This is a genomic window from Thiohalophilus thiocyanatoxydans (assembly GCF_004366735.1).
Classification (GTDB): Bacteria; Pseudomonadota; Gammaproteobacteria; order UBA6429; family Thiohalophilaceae; genus Thiohalophilus; species Thiohalophilus thiocyanatoxydans.
On the sequence record NZ_SOQX01000007.1, the window covers coordinates 122,934 to 140,666 of the forward strand.

10 protein-coding genes are annotated in these 17,733 nt (G+C 58.5%); 7 read left to right on the top strand and 3 right to left on the bottom strand.

Annotated elements, in window-relative coordinates; genetic code table 11:
- Positions 1–143: 143 nt before the first annotated feature.
- Entirely contained in the window at positions 144–3,416 is a 3,273-nt protein-coding gene (locus EDC23_RS12060; protein WP_134084920.1) for an LAGLIDADG family homing endonuclease, read from the bottom strand.
- A gap of 562 nt (positions 3,417–3,978) precedes the next feature.
- Here EDC23_RS12060 and EDC23_RS12065 point away from each other — a divergent pair.
- The 7 genes from EDC23_RS12065 to sat all read left to right on the top strand — a co-directional run bounded on the left by EDC23_RS12065 (position 3,979) and on the right by sat (position 13,320).
- On the top strand, positions 3,979–4,419 hold the full coding sequence (locus EDC23_RS12065) for an Hsp20/alpha crystallin family protein (RefSeq protein ID WP_134084922.1): 441 nt from the start codon (positions 3,979–3,981) through the stop codon (positions 4,417–4,419).
- 243 nt (positions 4,420–4,662) lie between these two features.
- Positions 4,663–5,163, top strand: coding sequence for an Hsp20/alpha crystallin family protein (locus EDC23_RS12070; RefSeq protein WP_134084924.1), 501 nt, complete (start codon positions 4,663–4,665; stop codon positions 5,161–5,163).
- 261 nt (positions 5,164–5,424) lie between these two features.
- Positions 5,425–6,807, top strand: a complete 1,383-nt coding sequence (locus EDC23_RS12075; protein ID WP_399359404.1) for a DegQ family serine endoprotease — start codon at positions 5,425–5,427, stop codon at positions 6,805–6,807.
- Between the two features lie 206 nt (positions 6,808–7,013).
- Positions 7,014–10,727: a response regulator gene (locus tag EDC23_RS12080; protein WP_134084926.1), complete on the top strand. Its 3,714-nt coding sequence runs from the start codon at positions 7,014–7,016 to the stop codon at positions 10,725–10,727.
- Positions 10,724–11,110: a response regulator gene (locus EDC23_RS12085; protein ID WP_134084928.1), complete on the top strand. Its 387-nt coding sequence runs from the start codon at positions 10,724–10,726 to the stop codon at positions 11,108–11,110. Before EDC23_RS12080 ends, EDC23_RS12085 begins: the two co-directional genes overlap by 4 nt.
- 181 nt (positions 11,111–11,291) lie before the next feature.
- The gene (locus EDC23_RS12090; RefSeq protein ID WP_134084930.1) at positions 11,292–11,741 is read left to right on the top strand and encodes a ligand-binding protein SH3; all 450 of its coding nucleotides are present in this window, start codon (positions 11,292–11,294) and stop codon (positions 11,739–11,741) included.
- 388 nt (positions 11,742–12,129) lie between these two features.
- On the top strand, positions 12,130–13,320 hold the full coding sequence (gene sat / locus EDC23_RS12095; RefSeq protein WP_134084932.1) for a sulfate adenylyltransferase: 1,191 nt from the start codon (positions 12,130–12,132) through the stop codon (positions 13,318–13,320).
- Positions 13,321–14,472: 1,152 nt separating this feature from the next.
- Here the strand turns inward: sat and EDC23_RS12100 are convergent.
- Together EDC23_RS12100 and asnB are read right to left on the bottom strand one after the other, a co-directional pair.
- A complete protein-coding gene (locus tag EDC23_RS12100) occupies positions 14,473–15,381 on the bottom strand; it encodes a phosphate ABC transporter substrate-binding protein (protein ID WP_134084934.1) in 909 nt (302 codons plus the stop codon).
- A 216-nt stretch (positions 15,382–15,597) separates the two neighbouring features.
- Complete coding sequence (gene asnB / locus EDC23_RS12105) at positions 15,598–17,616, bottom strand: asparagine synthase (glutamine-hydrolyzing) (RefSeq protein WP_134084936.1); 2,019 nt, start codon at positions 17,614–17,616, stop codon at positions 15,598–15,600.
- Between the last annotated feature and the right edge of the window lie 117 nt (positions 17,617–17,733).

The window sequence follows — 17,733 nt, forward strand, 5'->3', positions numbered from 1 at the left end:
TCCCCGGAGGGGAGAGGGAATTTAAAAAGAGAGTTGTCTGTTTTTATCCTCTCTCCCTAACCTTTATGCCCTTCAGGGTGCTCTCCCTGGGGGAGAGGGGATGGGATGAGGGTTTGTTTGCCGGACAACAGTCCGGCCTACCGCTAATATTTTCCGTAATAGCCTTCTTTGAGGGCATCGTACAAGTTGGCGGCATTATGGGTTTCGCCGTCGTATTCGATCTCCTCGTTGCCCTTGGCTTCGATCACGGTGCCGTCGTCCAGGGTGAAGCGGTAGGTGGTGTTTTCCAGATCCTTGTCCTTGACCAGCACGCCCTGGAACGCCTCGGGGTTGAAGCGGAAGGTGGTGCAGCCCTTGAGCCCCTGGTGATAGGCGTAGGTGTAGATGTCCTTGAAGTCCTCGAAGGCGTACTCGGTAGGCACATTCGCGGTCTTGGAGATGGACGAGTCCACCCACTTCTGCGAGGCGGCCTGGATGTCGACATGCTCCTTGGGCGAGATGTCTTCGGCGGTGATGAAGTAGTCGGGCAGTTTGGCTTCTTCCTCCTCGCTGTAGGGCATCGCCTTCTGGTTGACCAGCTCGCGGTAGGCCAGCAGTTCGAAGGAGAAGACGTCGACTTTCTCCTTGGACTTGCGCCCCTCGCGGATCACGTTGCGCGCATAGTGATGGGCGAACGACGGCTCGATGCCGTTACTGGCGTTGTTGGCCAGCGACAGGGAGATGGTGCCGGTCGGGGCGATGGAGCTGTGATGGGTGAAGCGCACGCCCTTCTCGGCGATCTGCTCGACCAGTTCCGGATCCACCTCGGCCACCTTCTGCATATAGCGGCTGTACTTGGCCTGCAGCACCTTGCCCTTGAGCTTCTGGCCGACCTTGATGCCGTCCTTTTTCATCTCCGGGCGCCAGCGCAGCATGTCGGCGGTGACCTTGAATTCCTGCTCCATGATCGGCGCCGGGCCTTTTTCCTCGGCCAGGGCCAGGCCGGTGCGCCAGCCTTCCAGCGCCAGCTCGCGGCTGACCTTCTCGGTGAATTCCACCGACTCGCCGCTGCCGTACTTCATGCGCAGCATGGTCAGCGTGGAGCCCAGCCCCAGAAAGCCCATGCCGTGACGACGCTTGCTCAGGATCTCCTTGCGCTGACCTTCCAGCGGCAGGCCGTTGATCTCGACCACATTATCCAGCATGCGGGTAAAGATGCTGACCACCTTTTGATATTCCTCCCAGTCGAAGCTCGCCTCGGGAGTGAAGGGGTTGCGCACGAACTTGGTCAGGTTGATCGAACCCAGCAGGCAGGAGCCGTAGGGCGGTAATGGCTGCTCCCCGCATTGCCCTGTCACCAGCCCGTTGAAGATCACGGTGTTGTGATCCTGCTGGGTGGTATCAAAGACGGCTTCACGTCCCACGTAGTCAATCGATTCAACAGTGGAGGTAAACTTCTGGCTCTTGTAGAGCGGACGTTCGGCCGCCCATTCGCGATAACGATCGTTCTTGTAATCGAGCAGGAAGCCGATCTCGTCCATGAACTGTTCGCGGGACTCACCGTCGATAATCAGTTCATGATCGGCCTGACAGTTGTATTCCTTGCTGCCCCCATGGCCGTCCGGCAGCGACCGTTTGCCGGCATCACGGCGTTTGTGGATACGGCAGAAGACACCGAAGTTGGACAGCAGCATCTGCACTTCCTGCAACAGCTTCCTGTGGCTGGAAGCCAGGCGAATGGAACAGCTCTGGCTCTTGCCGGAGATATTGACCGTCCCGTCGGCCTGGAACAGGGCGCGCAGATAGCCCCTGACGCATTCTTCGGACCCGCGCCAGACGACTTCCGGCACCTGCAGCTTGGTCTGTTTGGTGAAGCCGTAATGTTCGAGTACCCGCGCCAGGATCACGGAGCGGACAAACACATGATTGCGATCCGGCACTGCAACCGGTGACACATGATAGGCACGCGGCGTCATGGCCACATCGCCGATCAGCGAGTTGACATAATTAACAATAGCCGGGGCCAGAACTCGATCTTCACCCCAGAAATTGACAATCGCGGCTTCCTTGCCACCACCGCGATTGGTGAAGTGGCCGTCACCGGCGATCAGCCCCAGCAACATGCCCAGTTCTTTGGAACCTTCATCGCCAAACTGACCCTTGCCGGACTGCACCAGCAGGCTGTCGCCCTGCTGGAGTTCGCTCAGCGGAATCTTGCCCCGACCGGTATAAAAGTCGTGCCACTCGGTCGCCTTGATTTCATAACCTTCCTTGGTGGTCACGCGGTAAACATCGGCTTCGCCGGCGGTCATAAAGGCCGGTACGGCTGATCTTGCCTCGGTCCCTCTGCCGTCCTGGCCCAGCGCGCGGGTATCCACAGTGGTTTGCAGCTCGGCACCGGACTTGTACAGCTCGCCGATTTCGACCATGCCGTACTGGGTATGCAGACGGGTATCGGCCGTGACACACGGATTGGTCGCGCGAATGTTTTCGCAGTACCAGTTGTTGTTCTGCTCGTTGACTCTATCTATAAGAATGAACCCCGGCTCGGCGAAGTCGTAGGTGGAGTTCATGATCATGTTCCACAGGTGTTTGGCCTTGATGGTCTTGTACACCTTGCAGGCCACCAGTCCTTCCTTGTTGGTGAAGTACTTATCCTTCACCGGCCAGTCGCGCCAGATGATCTGCTCGCTGTCCTTGAGATCGAGGCCGTCTTCGTCGATCTCTTTTTCGGTCAGCGGGAAGGCCAGTTGCCACCAGCCGTCGCTCTCCACCGCCTGCATGAACTCGTCGGTGATCAGCAGGGAAAGATTGAACTGGCGCAGGCGGGCGTTTTCGCGCTTGGCGCGAATAAAGTCCATCACGTCCGGATGACCGACCTCGAAGGTCGCCATCTGCGCGCCGCGGCGTCCGCCGGCGGAGGAGACGGTGAAGCACATCTTGTCGTAGATATCCATGAACGACAGCGGCCCGGAGGTATAGGCGCCGGCGCCGGAGACATACGCGCCTTTGGGACGCAGGGTGGAAAAGTCATAACCGATACCTGAACCCGACTTCAGAGTCAGCCCTGCTTCATGCACCTTGTTTAATATATCGTCCATCGAATCCTGGATGGTGCCGGAGACGGTGCAGTTGATGGTGGAGGTGGCCGGTTTGTGCTCCAGCGCGCCGGCGTTGGAGGTGATGCGCCCGGCGGGGATGGCGCCCTGGCGCAGGGCCCAGAGAAACTGTTCGTACCAGTGGTCCTGCTTGTCCTTCTCCTCGACTTCGGCCAGCGCCCGCGCCACCCGCTGATAGGTCTCGTCCATACTCTGGTCGATGATCCGGCCGTCCTTGCTCTTGAGGCGGTATTTTTTGTCCCAGATATCGAGGGATGCGTCCTGGAACGGAATTTCTTTGACACTGCCGACAGGCAGTTTATGTAGCTCGGCGCTCATGTGCGGTGTTCCTCCCTTTTGCGCGGATAATATAAAGCCAAAGCCCGGGCCGACTTGTTGTGTACGGCAAACGACGCCCTCGGGTACAACATGGTACAGCTGATTACGACAAGACTGCTGGCAAACACTAGATATTGTGTTTGATGTATGAGCTTAGGACCCCCGGCGGGGTCTGTCAATGCTTTGCCGTGTATTTTATGACTCAGGGTTTACCCTTAACAAACAGGTACTTGCACTATTATCAGGCAGTCTGCGCCGTCCCGGGGCAGAACAAAAATGCCCTCCCCCGACCACTATATATTGTGTTACTTATATTGGCCTGGCGCGCCGCTTTGACGGTTAGGGTCTACTTACGTTGCGGCCATTTTGCCCCATCGCCGCCGATCCACCGGGCCGGATCGCCGTGCCGCGCCACGCTCCCGCTGACACTATTTGCCGCCCGCACTTGATAACCATCGGGTTCACACCTATATCCCCTCAAGCAGATGGACACTGTGCGCACAGCAACACCTGCGAATAAATTCAACCCACGTTATTTATTTGCAATAAAGGAGAACGAATCATGGCCCTAGTACGTTATGAACCCTGGAGCATGCTGAACCAGATCCGACGCGAGATGGATCATATGCTGGAAACCACCGGCGACAGCGGTGAAAGCAGCGCCATTGCCACCAGCGACTGGATCCCGGCGGTGGACATCAAGGAGACCAAAGACGCTTTCATCCTGCATGCCGATGTCCCCGGCGTGGATCCCAAGGACGTGGACGTGCACATGGAAAACGGCATCCTGACCATCAAGGGTGAACGCGAATCCGAGAAGAAGGACGAGAAGGAAGGCTACAAGCGGGTGGAACGCCAGTACGGCGCCTTCTATCGCCGTTTCAGCCTGCCGGATACCGCCGATGCGGAGAAGATCTCGGCCAAGTCCAAAAACGGCGTCGTGGAGATCACCATCCCCAAGAAGGAAGCCGTGCAGCCGCGCAAGATCTCGGTCGAAAGCTGATTGGCGTGAGATGGCGAAGTCGTAAGAGCGTTAGCTCGTCAAGTCGAAAGGGGAGGCGTGTCAAGCTGTCGCAGCCTCTCCCAACCTCGCGACCTGACAATCTGGCGACCTCACTACATTACGACCTCTGAATCGCAGGGTGGCTCAAACAACGCGGGGCCACCGGCCAATGACCGAAGATGCCGGATCCGCCTGCGGCTTGATCCGGCCTATTTCATGCAATCATATATTTAAGGAGTGAACATGAACGCGATGGCAGAACTGCAACAGGGACTCAACCGTGCCTGGCACTCTCTCAGCGAGGGCTGGACCCAGCTGCGGGACCGGGCCGCCAACGCCATTACCCGCTTCAACCCGGTCAAGCACGACGGGGAGGTGGAGTCGGCCGAAGACGTCGGCGCCCTGCGCGGGGCCCGCTGGAGTGTCCTGGCCGCCGAGGTGCAGGACAAGGGTGACGATCTGGTGGTCCGCCTGGAAGTGCCGGGGATGGAAGCCGATGACTTTGATATTGCCGTGGTCGACGACTATCTGCTGGTGCGCGGCGAAAAGCGGCTGCAACGGGAGCAGACCGAAGGCGACTTCCATATTCGCGAACGCGCCTACGGTGCTTTCCAGCGCGCCGTGCCGCTGCCGACGGCCGTGGATCAGGAGAAGGCCAAAGCCCAATACAAGCGCGGCGTGCTCAACGTCACCCTGCCCAAGGCCAGCCATGCCCGGCGCAGAAAAATCGAAGTTGGCAGTTAGCAGTATGCAGTTGGCAGTCAGTTAAAAGTCAGAAATCGGAAGTCATAAGTCGTAAATCAGGATCAAAACCGATTTCGGACTTATGACTTCAGATTGATAACTGCAAACTGCCAACTGCCCTCTGCCAACTTCGCTGTCTTTACATATTCTTGCATTGACTCGAGAAACATTTACCTGCCGATCAGGCACTATAGTTATGCCACCGCTTTTTACGGCGGGTTTTGAATTCAATTGATACCGTAGTAAAAGGGAGAGCCGATCTTGAGAAGTCTGACTACCGCCCGGTCCACTCGATATGTGCTGTACCTGCTGCTCGGCCTGCTGCTGGCCGGCAACGCGGTGGCCCTGCCCACCCACGACAGCCAGGGCGAGGAACTGCCCAGTCTGGCGCCGATGCTGGACAAGGTCACCCCCGCGGTGGTCAATATCGCCACCACCGGCCGGGTGCGGGTGCAGGGCAATCCGCTGCTGGATGATCCCTTCTTCCGGCGCTTTTTCGATATGCCGCCGGATAGGCCGCGCGAACGCCGCACCCAGAGCCTGGGCTCCGGGGTCATCGTCGATGCCGAGCAGGGCTACATCCTGACCAACAATCATGTGATCGAGCACGCCGATCAGATCCAGGTCACCCTGCGCAACGGCAACAGTTACGAGGCCGAACTGATCGGCACCGATCCCGACTCGGACATGGCGGTGATCCGGATCGACGCCGACAACCTGAAAGCCGTGCCGCTGGCCGATTCGGACAGCCTGCGGGTGGGCGACTTCGTGGTCGCCATCGGCAACCCCTTCGGCCTGGGCCAGACGGTCACCTCCGGCATCGTCAGTGCGCTGGATCGCAGCGGTCTGGGGATTCAGGGTTACGAAGACTTCATCCAGACCGACGCCTCGATCAACCCCGGCAACTCCGGCGGGGCGCTGGTCAATCTCAACGGCGAGCTGGTCGGCATTAACAACGCCATCTTCTCCCGCTCCGGCGGGAATATCGGCATCGGCTTTGCCATTCCCGTCAATATGGCCCGCCAGGTCATGGCGCAACTGGTCGAACACGGCGAAGTGCGTCGCGGCCGGCTCGGTGCCCAGGCCCAGGATCTGACCCCGGAACTGGCCCAGGCCTTCGAACTCAAGCAGGGCCAGGGGGCCGTCGTCACCCAGGTGTCACCGGGCTCCCCGGCCGACAAGGCGGGCCTGAAGGCCGGTGACATCGTGATCGAGGTCGACGGCAAACCGGTGCGCGACGCCAATAGCCTGCGCAACGCCATCGGCCTGCTGCAGGTGGGCAGCCGGGTGCGCCTGAAGGTGCTGCGCGACGGCGAGACCACTTCGCTGACCGCCACGATCGAGGAGCCGGTCAGCCAGGGCCAGGGCGGCGAGCAACTGCACGCCCATCTGACCGGCGCCAGCTTCACCGACATCGGCGAAGACCATCGCCTGCACGGACGCATCGAAGGAGTGCTGGTCAGTGAGGTCGAGCAGGGCAGCCCGGCCTGGCGTGCCGGGCTGCGGCCCGATGACGTGATCGTCTCGGTCAATCGCCAGCCGGTCAAAGACCTGACCCGGATGCGCGAGGTGATCGGCAACAGTCAGCAACTGTTGCTCAATATCCGTCGCGGCAACGGCGCCTTGTTCCTTTATCTGCGTTAAACGCCCCGCCGGTCGGCCGTCCGCCGACCGGCCTCCCCCTCCCCGAAGAGCCGCGTCCGAAAAGAGCGGTTGAACCGGGGTTGTCGGTCTGGACAGGGCCTCGATCCCCTCTTGGCACACTCCCGGCATGTCAATCGGGCCGAACAGTGCTATTTTAACCCCGGTAAGCCAACGACTCTTCTTGATGCGGCAAACGGGAACCCAACTTGCAGCTAACCACGCTTCGCTCCTACCTGAACCGACTGAGCCTGGGAATCATGATTCCGGGCGCGGCGCTGGCGATCGCCCTGTTCCTGTATATCCAGGATAACGAACAAAAAAGTATCGACTACCGTCTGCAGCTGGCCTTCGATGAGCATTACCACGCCCTCGATGCCGAAGGGGATGTGCTCGACAAGTTGCTACAGGGCCTGCGCGGCCTCTATGCGGCGTCGGAGAAAGTAGAGCGTCACGAATTTGCCAACTATGTGCGCAATGCGGTCTTGCGCCATCATTACATCAAGGGGGTCTCCTGGGCTCCCCGGATCGATGGGGATTCCCCCGCCTATCCGGTACAGTTCGTCGAACCCGAGACCTATCGCGCCTCCATGAGCGGGCTGGATCTGGCCGCCGATACGACATTGCGCCAGCAGCTCCAGGCGGCCGGACGTGACCGGCAGCTGCTGATCCGCGCTGCGCAGCGCGATCCACAGGAACAGAGACTGCAATCGATCCGGCTGTTTTTACCGATCTATCATCCTGACAATCGCCGCCTGCAGGGTTTCATCGGCCTGTTGCTCGATTTTGACGAATTCGTCGAAGCGGCCCTGGCCCAGCGCACCACGGCCAGGCGGTCCATGAATCTTGCCATTTTAAACCGCAACAACAACCGGCTGTTGCTCTACCATTCCGTCGACGACCAGGTCCGCCCTGTCTTGCGCCCGGATCTGAATGTGCAGAAGAATGATTATCAGCGCCCATTGCACATACTGGATCAGGACTGGACACTGCTGATCCGGCCGGTGCCGGGTCGCTTTCCCGATCAGCTGTCGCTGATGCCGTGGTTCGCCCTGTTCGCCACCCTGGCCATCTCGTTACTGATCACCGGGGTCATCAACAGCACCCTCTCCCGGCGCAAGTATGCGGAGACCCGGATCGAGGAACATACCCGGGCGTTGCGCAAAAGCGAGGAACGGCTCGCCCGGCTGTATGACATCATCGCCTCGGATCTCGATTTTGCCGACAAGACCCGCAAGCTGCTCGCCTACGGCCGCGATCAACTGGATCTTCAATTCGGGGTGCTGTCGCGCGTCAGCCAGGGCGAGATCACCATTTTGTATGCCAGCACGCCGGCCGGCCAGCTGGAGGAAGGCCGGACCTACCCGCTGAATGAGAGTTACTGCAGCCAGACCCTGAATAACCAGGTCATCACCTCGGTAGCCCATGTCGGGAAATCGGACTGGCGCCATCTGCCGTGTTATGCGCAACACCCGCTGGAGTCCTATATCGGCACGCCAATCCATACCGGCCGCCGGCTGTACGGCACCCTGAGCTTTTCCGATCCCGAGCCCCGTGACACCCCTTTCAGCCAGGCCGAGCAGGAACTGGTGCAACTGATCGCCCAGTGGCTGAGCATGGAACTGGCGCATATCCAGTTTGAAGAGCAGCTGGTGGAACAGCGCAACACTATCAGCCATATCCTGGAGAGTACCGCCGAAGCCTTTGTGGCCGTGGATCGCGAGCAAACCATTCTTTATGCCAACTCCCTGACCCGCAGCCTGCTCAACCTGGAGGCGGAACAACTGGTCGGCCAGCCGCTGCAGACGGTGGCGCCCGAATTACTGACCTTGCTGGACAAAACGCTCGACGACACCCTGCGCAATGGACGCGCCGACCAGTTTGACTGCTTCTATCCGGCCAGCGCCAAATGGCTCGAAGTGGCCATCCATCCCACTCTGCAGGGGGCCTCGCTGTCGCTGCGCGATATTACCGAGTCAAAAGCCAATGCGGAGATGCTCTCGCACACCCTGGGTATCAAGAACGCCATTCTCAACAGCGCCAACTTCACCATCATCGCCACCGATGTCAATGGCACTATCATGAGCTTTAACAATGCGGCCGAACGGACGCTGGGCTATGCCGCCAGTGAGGTGATCGGCCGGCATAACCCCATGCTGTTTCATGATCCCCGGGAAATCGCGCTGCGCGCCCACGAGTTGAGCGAAGAGCTGGAGACAGATATCGAGCCGGGTTTTGAAGCCTTTATTGCCCTGGCCCGACGCGGCATCCCGGATGAGCAGGAGTGGACCTATCTGTGTCGTGACGGCAGCCGGGTGCCGGTGCTGCTGTCGATCACCGAAATGACCGACGCACACGGCAACAGCATCGGCTTTCTGGGGATCGGCGTCGACATTACCGAACGCAAGCGTATCGAGCGCCTGCGTGACGAGTTTGTCTCCACGGTCAGTCATGAACTGCGCACGCCGCTGACCTCGATTCGCGGCTCGCTCGGTCTGCTGAGCGGCAACCTGGGCGAACAACTGCCGGAACAGGCCCTGTCGTTGATCGACATCGCCTCGCGTAATGCCGAACGCCTGCTGCATCTGATCAACGATATTCTCGACATTAACAAGATCGAATCCGGTGAGATGGCATTCGACTACCAGCCGTTGCGCGTGTCCGGTTTTCTGCAGCAGGCGGTGGAGAACAACCTCGCCTACGCCCGACCGTTCGATGTGGATCTGGTGCTGGCCGACACACTCCCCGATGTCGAGCTGTTTGCCGATGAGCACCGTCTGATGCAGGTGATGAACAATCTGCTTTCCAACGCGGTAAAATTTTCCCCCGCGCACAGCCGGGTCGAGATCGACGCCAACATCCAGCAACACTTTGTACGCATCAGTGTCACCGATCACGGCAAAGGCATTGCCGAAGAGTTTCATCAGAAGGTGTTCGACCGTTTCGGCCAGGCCGACGCCTCGGACAGCCGCAATACCGGCGGTACCGGGCTAGGCCTGAGTATCGCCCGCGCCATCGTCGAGCAGCACGGCGGCCAGATCAATTTCGTCAGCCAGCCCGGGATCGGCACCACCTTCTATTTTGATATGCCGCTCTATCAGCAGCAGTCGATCACCCGCATCAAGGATCAGATCATCAGCCTGGCGCCGCCCCGGCCCCATCGCCTGTTGATCTGCGAGGATGATGCCGATGTTGCCGGCCTGTTGCAGCTGATGCTGGCCCGCCACGGTTATCAGGGCGATATCACCCATAGTGCCGAACAGGCGCGCGCCGCCCTCGCGCAACACCATTATGATGCACTGCTGCTGGATATCCTGCTGCCCGATCGGCACGGCCTGGATCTGATCCGCCAACTGCGAGAGTCCGCCGCCACCCGACAACTGCCGATCATCGTCGTTTCGGCCATCGCCAACGAGGCGCGCAATCAACTCGAGGGGGGCATGGCCGACATCATCGACTGGCTGGACAAGCCGCTGGATCAGGCGCGCCTGCTGCAATCGGTGCACCACGCCCTGCAACATCTGCCGGACAAACCGCGGGTCCTCTATGTCGAGGATGATCCGGATCTGCAACAACTGGTCGCCCTCATGCTGCAGGATCAGGTCATACTCTCCGCCGCCCGGACGCTGCAGGAGGCCGAAGCGTTGCTCGACGCACAGCGCTTCGATCTGCTGCTGCTGGATATCACGCTGCCCGACGGCTCGGGACTGTCGTTGCTGGAGACGCTCAAGGCGCACCCGATGCCGCCGGCGACGGTTATTTTCTCCAATCACGAACCGGACGCCGATACCACCCGCCAGGTCAGCGTGGCCCTGCGCAAAAGCGACACCTCGCAACAGACCCTGCTGGAAACCCTGGCTGCCTGTCTGCGACAACGCGCCCGTCACTTCGCCCACACTGACGACGACCCGGGAGACCGATGAACGCCTCAACGCTGCACAAGATCCTCTATGTGGAGGACGAACCGGACATCCAGACCATCGCGCGCCTCGCCCTGCAGGATATAGGGGGTTTTGATCTGTGTATCTGCAACAACGGCGCCGAGGCGCTGGAGACGGCCGACGCCTGTCGACCGGATCTGTTGATCCTGGATGTGATGCTGCCCGGCATGGACGGTCCCGCCACCCTGGCCGAACTGCGCAAAAAACCGGCCCTGGCCACCATCCCCGCGCTGTTCATGACCGCCAAAGTCCAGCCCCGGGAGCTGGAGCAGCTGCGCGCCCAGGGGGCGGTCGACGTTATTACCAAGCCCTTCGACCCGATGACCCTGGCCGAGACGGTCCGTCAGATCTGGCAAAAAATCTGATACTTTTTTATTTTTCAAATGGTTAGCGGCTATTGAAATCCCGCGCGACAACCTTACATAGGGAAATAACCTAGATATTTACTAGGGCTATAAGTTTTTTATTGGTTCACCTTGACTTATTTTATGTGTCTACTATATTAGTAGTTACTAAACAACTAACTCTGTAACGGAGGTGAGCAACATGGCTGGCGACCTGATCAAGAATTTCCCCCATGATGGTGTGGTGACTGTTAACCGCGTCATTCTCAAACCCGAATACTCGATTGACGATCTGCAGGAGCGCGTTGCGTTTCTGTGTGAAAACGTCAAGACCTATCACTCCGACACCGGTTTTGTCGGCGGCTTTGTCTGCCTGAACAGCGGTGCGGTCTCCAACGAGGGCTCCACCATCGGCCAGGCGGTCGAAAGTCCCCTGAAGGGCAAAGAAGCGCTGATCATCACCTTCTGGAACACCTTCGAGGAGCACGAGGCCTCGCACATGTCAGAGACCTTCCAGCCCCTGTTCCAGCAGGTCCTGGAGCTGTGTGAAAACGGCAACGAGGAAATTGCCTACGAAATGCTCTGGTCCGGTGCCGCCTATTCACCGGAAGAAGCCGAGCAGGCCCGTAAAGCCAAGGAAGACGCGGCATAACAAAAGGCGCCCGCCGGGCGCCTTTTGTCAGGGACGAGGTCCGAGTGACGAGGGACGAGTCCTGATATTTAAAGCGCCCTTCGGGCGCTTTTTTTGTTTCCAGCTCTGTGATAAATGAATTTGCCCATCCATTTCAACTCAGTCTAATTTCCGGATCCGGAGGCTTGTGCCTCGTCACTCGTCCCTCGGCACTCGGCCCTGTATTCTAATGCCCTCATAAATATCCCTGTTGTTCCGCCCCGAAGGCAGTGGTGTATAGTCGGGCGACTAACAATTTTGGCCGGGCTGCGCGGCAGCCGGACTCCCGCTCCGGCGGGCCCACCCAGACAACGACAGCCCGAACCGTAAATACATATGCCCATAGCGGCCCAACCTTGAGGAAGGACGGATGATCAAACCAATTGGTAGCGACGAGCTGCAACCGCGCTTTGTCTATGACTCGACGAAACACGATGCATTGAGTAAAGAGGCGGAATCCCTGCCTTCAGTGGTTATCAGCTCCCAGGCGGCGGGCAACGCCGTCATGCTGGGCGGCGGCTACTTCAACCCGCTCAAAGGCTTCATGAACGTGGCCGACGCCATGGGCGCCGCCGAGAAGATGACCCTGACCGACGGCAGCTTCTTCCCGGTCCCGATCCTCTGTCTGCTGGAAAATGCCGACGCCATCCAGGGCGCCGAGCGTATCGCCCTGCGCGATCCCAATGTCGAGGGCAACCCGGTGCTGGCCGTGATGGACGTGGAGGCCATCGAGGCGATTTCCGACGATCAGATGAGCACCATGACCCAGAAGGTCTACGGCACCACCGACATGGAACATCCCGGCGTCGCCGCTTTCAACAGCCAGGGGCAGATCGCTGTCTCCGGACCGATCCATGTACTCAATTTCAGCTACTTTCTGACCGACTTCCCGGACACCTTCCGCACCGCCGTGGAGATTCGCAACGAGATCCAGGAACACGGCTGGAACAAGGTCGTCGCCTTCCAGACCCGCAACCCCATGCATCTGGCTCACGAAGAGCTGTGCCACATGGCCATGGATCGCATCGGCGCCGACGGTCTGGTCATCCACATGCTGCTGGGCAAACTCAAGCCCGGGGATATTCCCGCACCGGTCCGTGACGCCGCTATCCGCAAGATGGTGGAACTCTACTTCCCGCCCAACAGCGTGATGGTCACCGGTTACGGTTTCGACATGCTCTATGCCGGGCCACGTGAAGCGGTCCTGCACGCCTATTTCCGCCAGAACATGGGCGCCAGTCACTTTATCATCGGCCGCGACCATGCCGGTGTGGGCGACTACTACGGTCCCTTCGACGCACAGAAGATCTTCCACGACGAAGTGCCCAAAGGCGCGATGGATATCGAGATCTTCGAGGCCGATCACACCGCCTGGTCGAAGAAGCTCAATAAAGTGGTCATGATGTGTGAAGCCCCGGACCACACCAAGGAAGACTTTGTCCTGCTCTCGGGCACCAAGGTGCGTGAAATGCTGGGCAACGGCGAAGCCCCGCCGGCGGAATTCTCCCGCCCGGAAGTGGCCAAGATCCTGATCGACTATTACACCAGTAAAGACGCCTGATCAGACCCCTGCCACTGCAGGTAAAAAGAGGCGCTCCGGCGCCTCTTTTTTTATGTCCGCCTTTTTCACATTCATCAGTACGTCAGGGATGAACCCACTTTTTTCTGCTGGAAAAATGAACGCAGAGAACGCGGAGGCGCGGAGAAACATAATTTAATGAAAACCACCGAAGACACAGGCTCAGTGTTGTCAGCCGTAGGGTGCGTTCTACGCACCGTTACTCTGAATATAATGGGTTCGCTTTCAGTGATTTCGGTGTATTCGGTGGTTCGGTGGTTTTCAGGAATACAGTTAAGAGGAAAGTGACCTGCCAAATAAATTTTTCCTCTGCGTCTTTGCACCGACACAACGGGCATAAACGCCTCCGTGTTAATTTTCCAGAGCACAAAAAAGAAACACGCCACCAGGGTGTGCCTCTTTCCATTAGCATCTCCGTATCAGCAGGGTGTCACGCAGGCTAACGCCAGCGTGACCTACCGGGTTAGCCAGAGTATAAAGTGTTCATGCAGACTCCGCGTCCTCCGCGTTAACTTTCCAGAGTACACAAAAGAGGCACATCACACAGGGTATGCCTCTTTGCATTACCAGGCGTAGGTCAGGTTGCGCGCAGCGCTACCTGACATTCTCCGTACCGTCAGGGTGTCACGCAGGCTAACGCCAGCGTGACCTACCGGGTTAGCCAGAGTATAAAGTGTTCATGCAGTTGGAAAAGTTACTATGCTTGAAGCCAGTTCTGGCAAAGAATCTTTCTCACAAGGGAATTGTTTTATTCTCCGCGCCTCTGCGACTCCGCGTCCTCCGCGTTAACTTTCCAGAGTACACAAAAGAGGCACATCACACAGGGCATGCCTCTTTGCATTACCAGGCGTAGGTCAGGTTGCGCGCAGCGCTACCTGACATTCTCCGTACCGTCAGGGTGTCACGCAGGCTAACGCCAGCGTGACCTACCGGGTTAGCCAGAGTATAAAGTGTTCATGCAGTTGGAAAAGTTACTATGCTTGAAGCCAGTTCTGGCAAAGAATCTTTCTCACAAGGGAATTGTTTTATTCTCCACGCCTCTGCGACTCCGCGTCCTCTGCGTTAACTTTCCAGAGCACAAAAAAAAGGCACATCATCTGATGTGCCTCTTTTACTTCAGTAACGAACCGGGTTTTATATATTACTGCCGGCACCGGTTTGATAGACACCGGATTTGGTTGCCTTGTCATACTGATCGAGCTGCTTCATCACCAGCGCCATCGCTTCCGTATAGGGTACCGTGCCCTGTTGGCGAATGATTTTCTGGCCTTCCTCGCTGACCGCATAGCGGATAAAGTCCTTGACCTTCTGATCGGATGCACCCCGTTGGGTTACCAGGTACAACGGCCGGTATAGCACATACTCGCCCGTTTTGATGTGCTCATAGCTGGGCTCGAAATCATTGAGCTTGAGGATCTTGAAGTCGCGTTTCTTGGCACTGCTGATCCCGGTCACCGCAATCGCATGAGGATTTTTCTCTACCGCGCTTTCCACCGGACCGGAGGATTTCATCAGATTGTCGGTTTCGAATTCCTGATTGAAATTATTGAATACCAGCTCGCGCAGGGTCCGCCCGACACCGGATAATTTGCCGCGCCGTGCATACAGTTCGATCGGCGCATCATTACCGCCCAGCTCCTTCCAGTTGGTAATCTTGCCCAGATAGAGCTCCTTGAGCTGTTCGAAGGTAATATTATCGACCGGATTGTCATTGTGAGTCACCACCACCAGCGCATCCCAGGCAACCGGAATCTGATGGGCATTACGCTCGTCATCACGACTCTCCAGCGACGTGCGGCAGGCGCCGCCGATATCGATATTCCCCGCGGCGGCGTTACGGATACCCTTGGTCGCGCCGCCACCGGCGATACCGATGTTGATACCGGTTTTGGCTTCATACGCCTTGGCCAGCTCGGCCATGAAGGCTTTTTTGGTAATCCCGCAGCCGGCCCAGTTCAAATCCGCGGCCGCTTCGTCCGCGCCCGCGCCGGCCACCAGGCCGACTAGCAGTGCGCACACAGATAAAAGTTGAAAACGTCTCATTGGTGAAATCTCCCCTGGATGGTTCTTGGTATGGTATCGGCGATTTCAGGCAGGACCTTAGAAACAGGCAGCCGATTATGAGGAAGACGTCACACTTAAAGAATTATTCCATGCAATTGAATTTTATAATATTTTAATACTCTTACTTTTATAAAACCCAACAGCAAGCCAGACAGAACACCGGCTGCTTTTTCAAGCGGCGTTGACGGCCGGCATTCAGACTCGCCAGCCGTATTCTTCCGCCTTCTGGCGAGCCAGTGCGGGGACATCTGTCGCGACAAAATGCTTGTGCAGGATTTGCACGCCGACCATGTGATTAATCACGGCATCGAGTTTCACCTGGGTCGACGCGGTGGTCTCCTCGGCCTCGTGCAGTTCGAACAGCGCCCTGACCCCGTCCTTGTCCAGTACTCCGGCCTCCTCGATGGCCTCGTCCGACAGGTAGTTGTCCGACAGGACCTTGAGAGCCGCCCATTTGTCCGGATCGGTGTGCGCCGGCGGCGCCATGAAGGCGAACTTTTCCCGCTCGTAGAGGGTGGTGGGCAGGATCCCCTTCATCGCCTCACGCAGCACGTATTTCTCGGTGCGCCCCTTGATGCGCATGGAGGGCGGCAGCTGGGCGCAGTATTCCGCCAGATGGTGATCCAGAAACGGCGGTCGCGCCTCCATCGAGTTGGCCATGTCCACCCGATCGCCGCCCCAGGTGAGGATCTGTCCTTCCAGCATGGTCTTGATCCAGACGTACTGCGCCTTGTCCAGCGGATGGCGCCCCTCCAGCATATCGCCGTCCAGGGCCTCGGCGATGGCCTGGCCGGGGGCATACCCCTCGACTTCCTGACGCAGATCGGCGGCCAGCAGGCCGGGCACATGGACCGCCGAGGCGAGCCAGGGCTGCAGGCAGCTGGGAGTAAAACCCATCAGTTCGTTCAGGGCCGGATCGCTGACCTCATCCTCGGCCAGCATGGCGCCCTGAAACAGCTTGTTGGCCTCGGCCAGGATAGCCTCCCATTCGGCCCGCTCCGCCGGCGACAGGGTATCCATACCGTGCAGGAACATGTCGCGGCGAAAAGCCGGATAGCCGCCGAACAGTTCGTCGGAGCCTTCGCCGGTGACGACCACTTTATAACCGGCCTTGTTGACGTGCCGGCTCATCAGCATCTTGGCCACACCCAGGGTGTTGTAGATCGTGCGCTCGGTATGCCAGAGGGTCTCCTCGAAGTTTTCATACAGGTGACCGGCGTTGAGCAGCATCACATCCTGATCGGCACCGACCGACTCGGCCATCTCGGTGGCAATCGGGGTCTCGTCGTAATCGGCATCATCAAAACCGATGGTGAAAGCCTTGACCGGTGACTGCTGGCTGGCCGCCGCCATGCCCAGCGTGGAACAGGAGTCGATCCCGCCGGAGAGATAACAGGCCACCGGCACATCCGCCTCCAGGCGCAACTGTACCGCCTGCAGCAGCTCCTTGCGGACGCCTTCGATATAGTATTCCTCGTCATCGCGATCGTTTTTCAGCCGCTCGCTTTGTAACGGAAAGTCCATGTCCCAGTACTTCTGATCGGTGACCTGGAACTTGCCGTGCTTGCGCTCGATAATCACCACATGACCGGGCTTGACCTGATTGATGTTGTCAAATGCCGTACTGCCGGGCACCGTGGTCTGCATCAATTGATGAAACACGCCTTTGGCGTTGAAGCGGCGCGGGACATCGGGATGGGCGAACAGCACCTTGAGCTCGGAGCCGAACACGATCTTGTCGCCGGTGTCGGTCCAGTACAGCGGTTTGACGCCGAACCGATCCCGGATCAGCATCAGCCGATCATGCTGTTTGTCATACAGGGCGAAGGCGAACTCGCCGCGCAGATGCGGCAGCATGTCCTCCAGCCCCAGACGCGGATAGAGATGCAATACCATCTCCGAATCGCTCTTGGCCCGAAAGCGCGCACCCTTGAGGGTCAGTTCGGCACGAATCCGCTTGTAGTCGTAAAACTCGCCATTATGTGCCAGTAACAGATTTTCATCGGCGGACATAAACGGCTGACGGGCGCGCTCTTCATTGAGATCGATAATCGACAGCCGGGCATGGGAGAACCCCACCCCCTGATCATCCAGGGTCTTGTAACCGAAGCCGTCGGGACCGCGATGGTGCTGTATCGCCGCCATGTTAACCAGCAACTGCGGGTCGATTTTCTGTTCGGGGTTGGCGTGAAAAATTCCGGCTATGCCACACATAATCTGTTTAGTTAACCTCTATTAAGTCGTAAGTCGTAAGTCGTAAGTCTTGAATCGTCAGTCGTCAGGAGAATGTCAGGTAGCGCTGCGCGCAACCTGACCTACGCCTCTGGCACC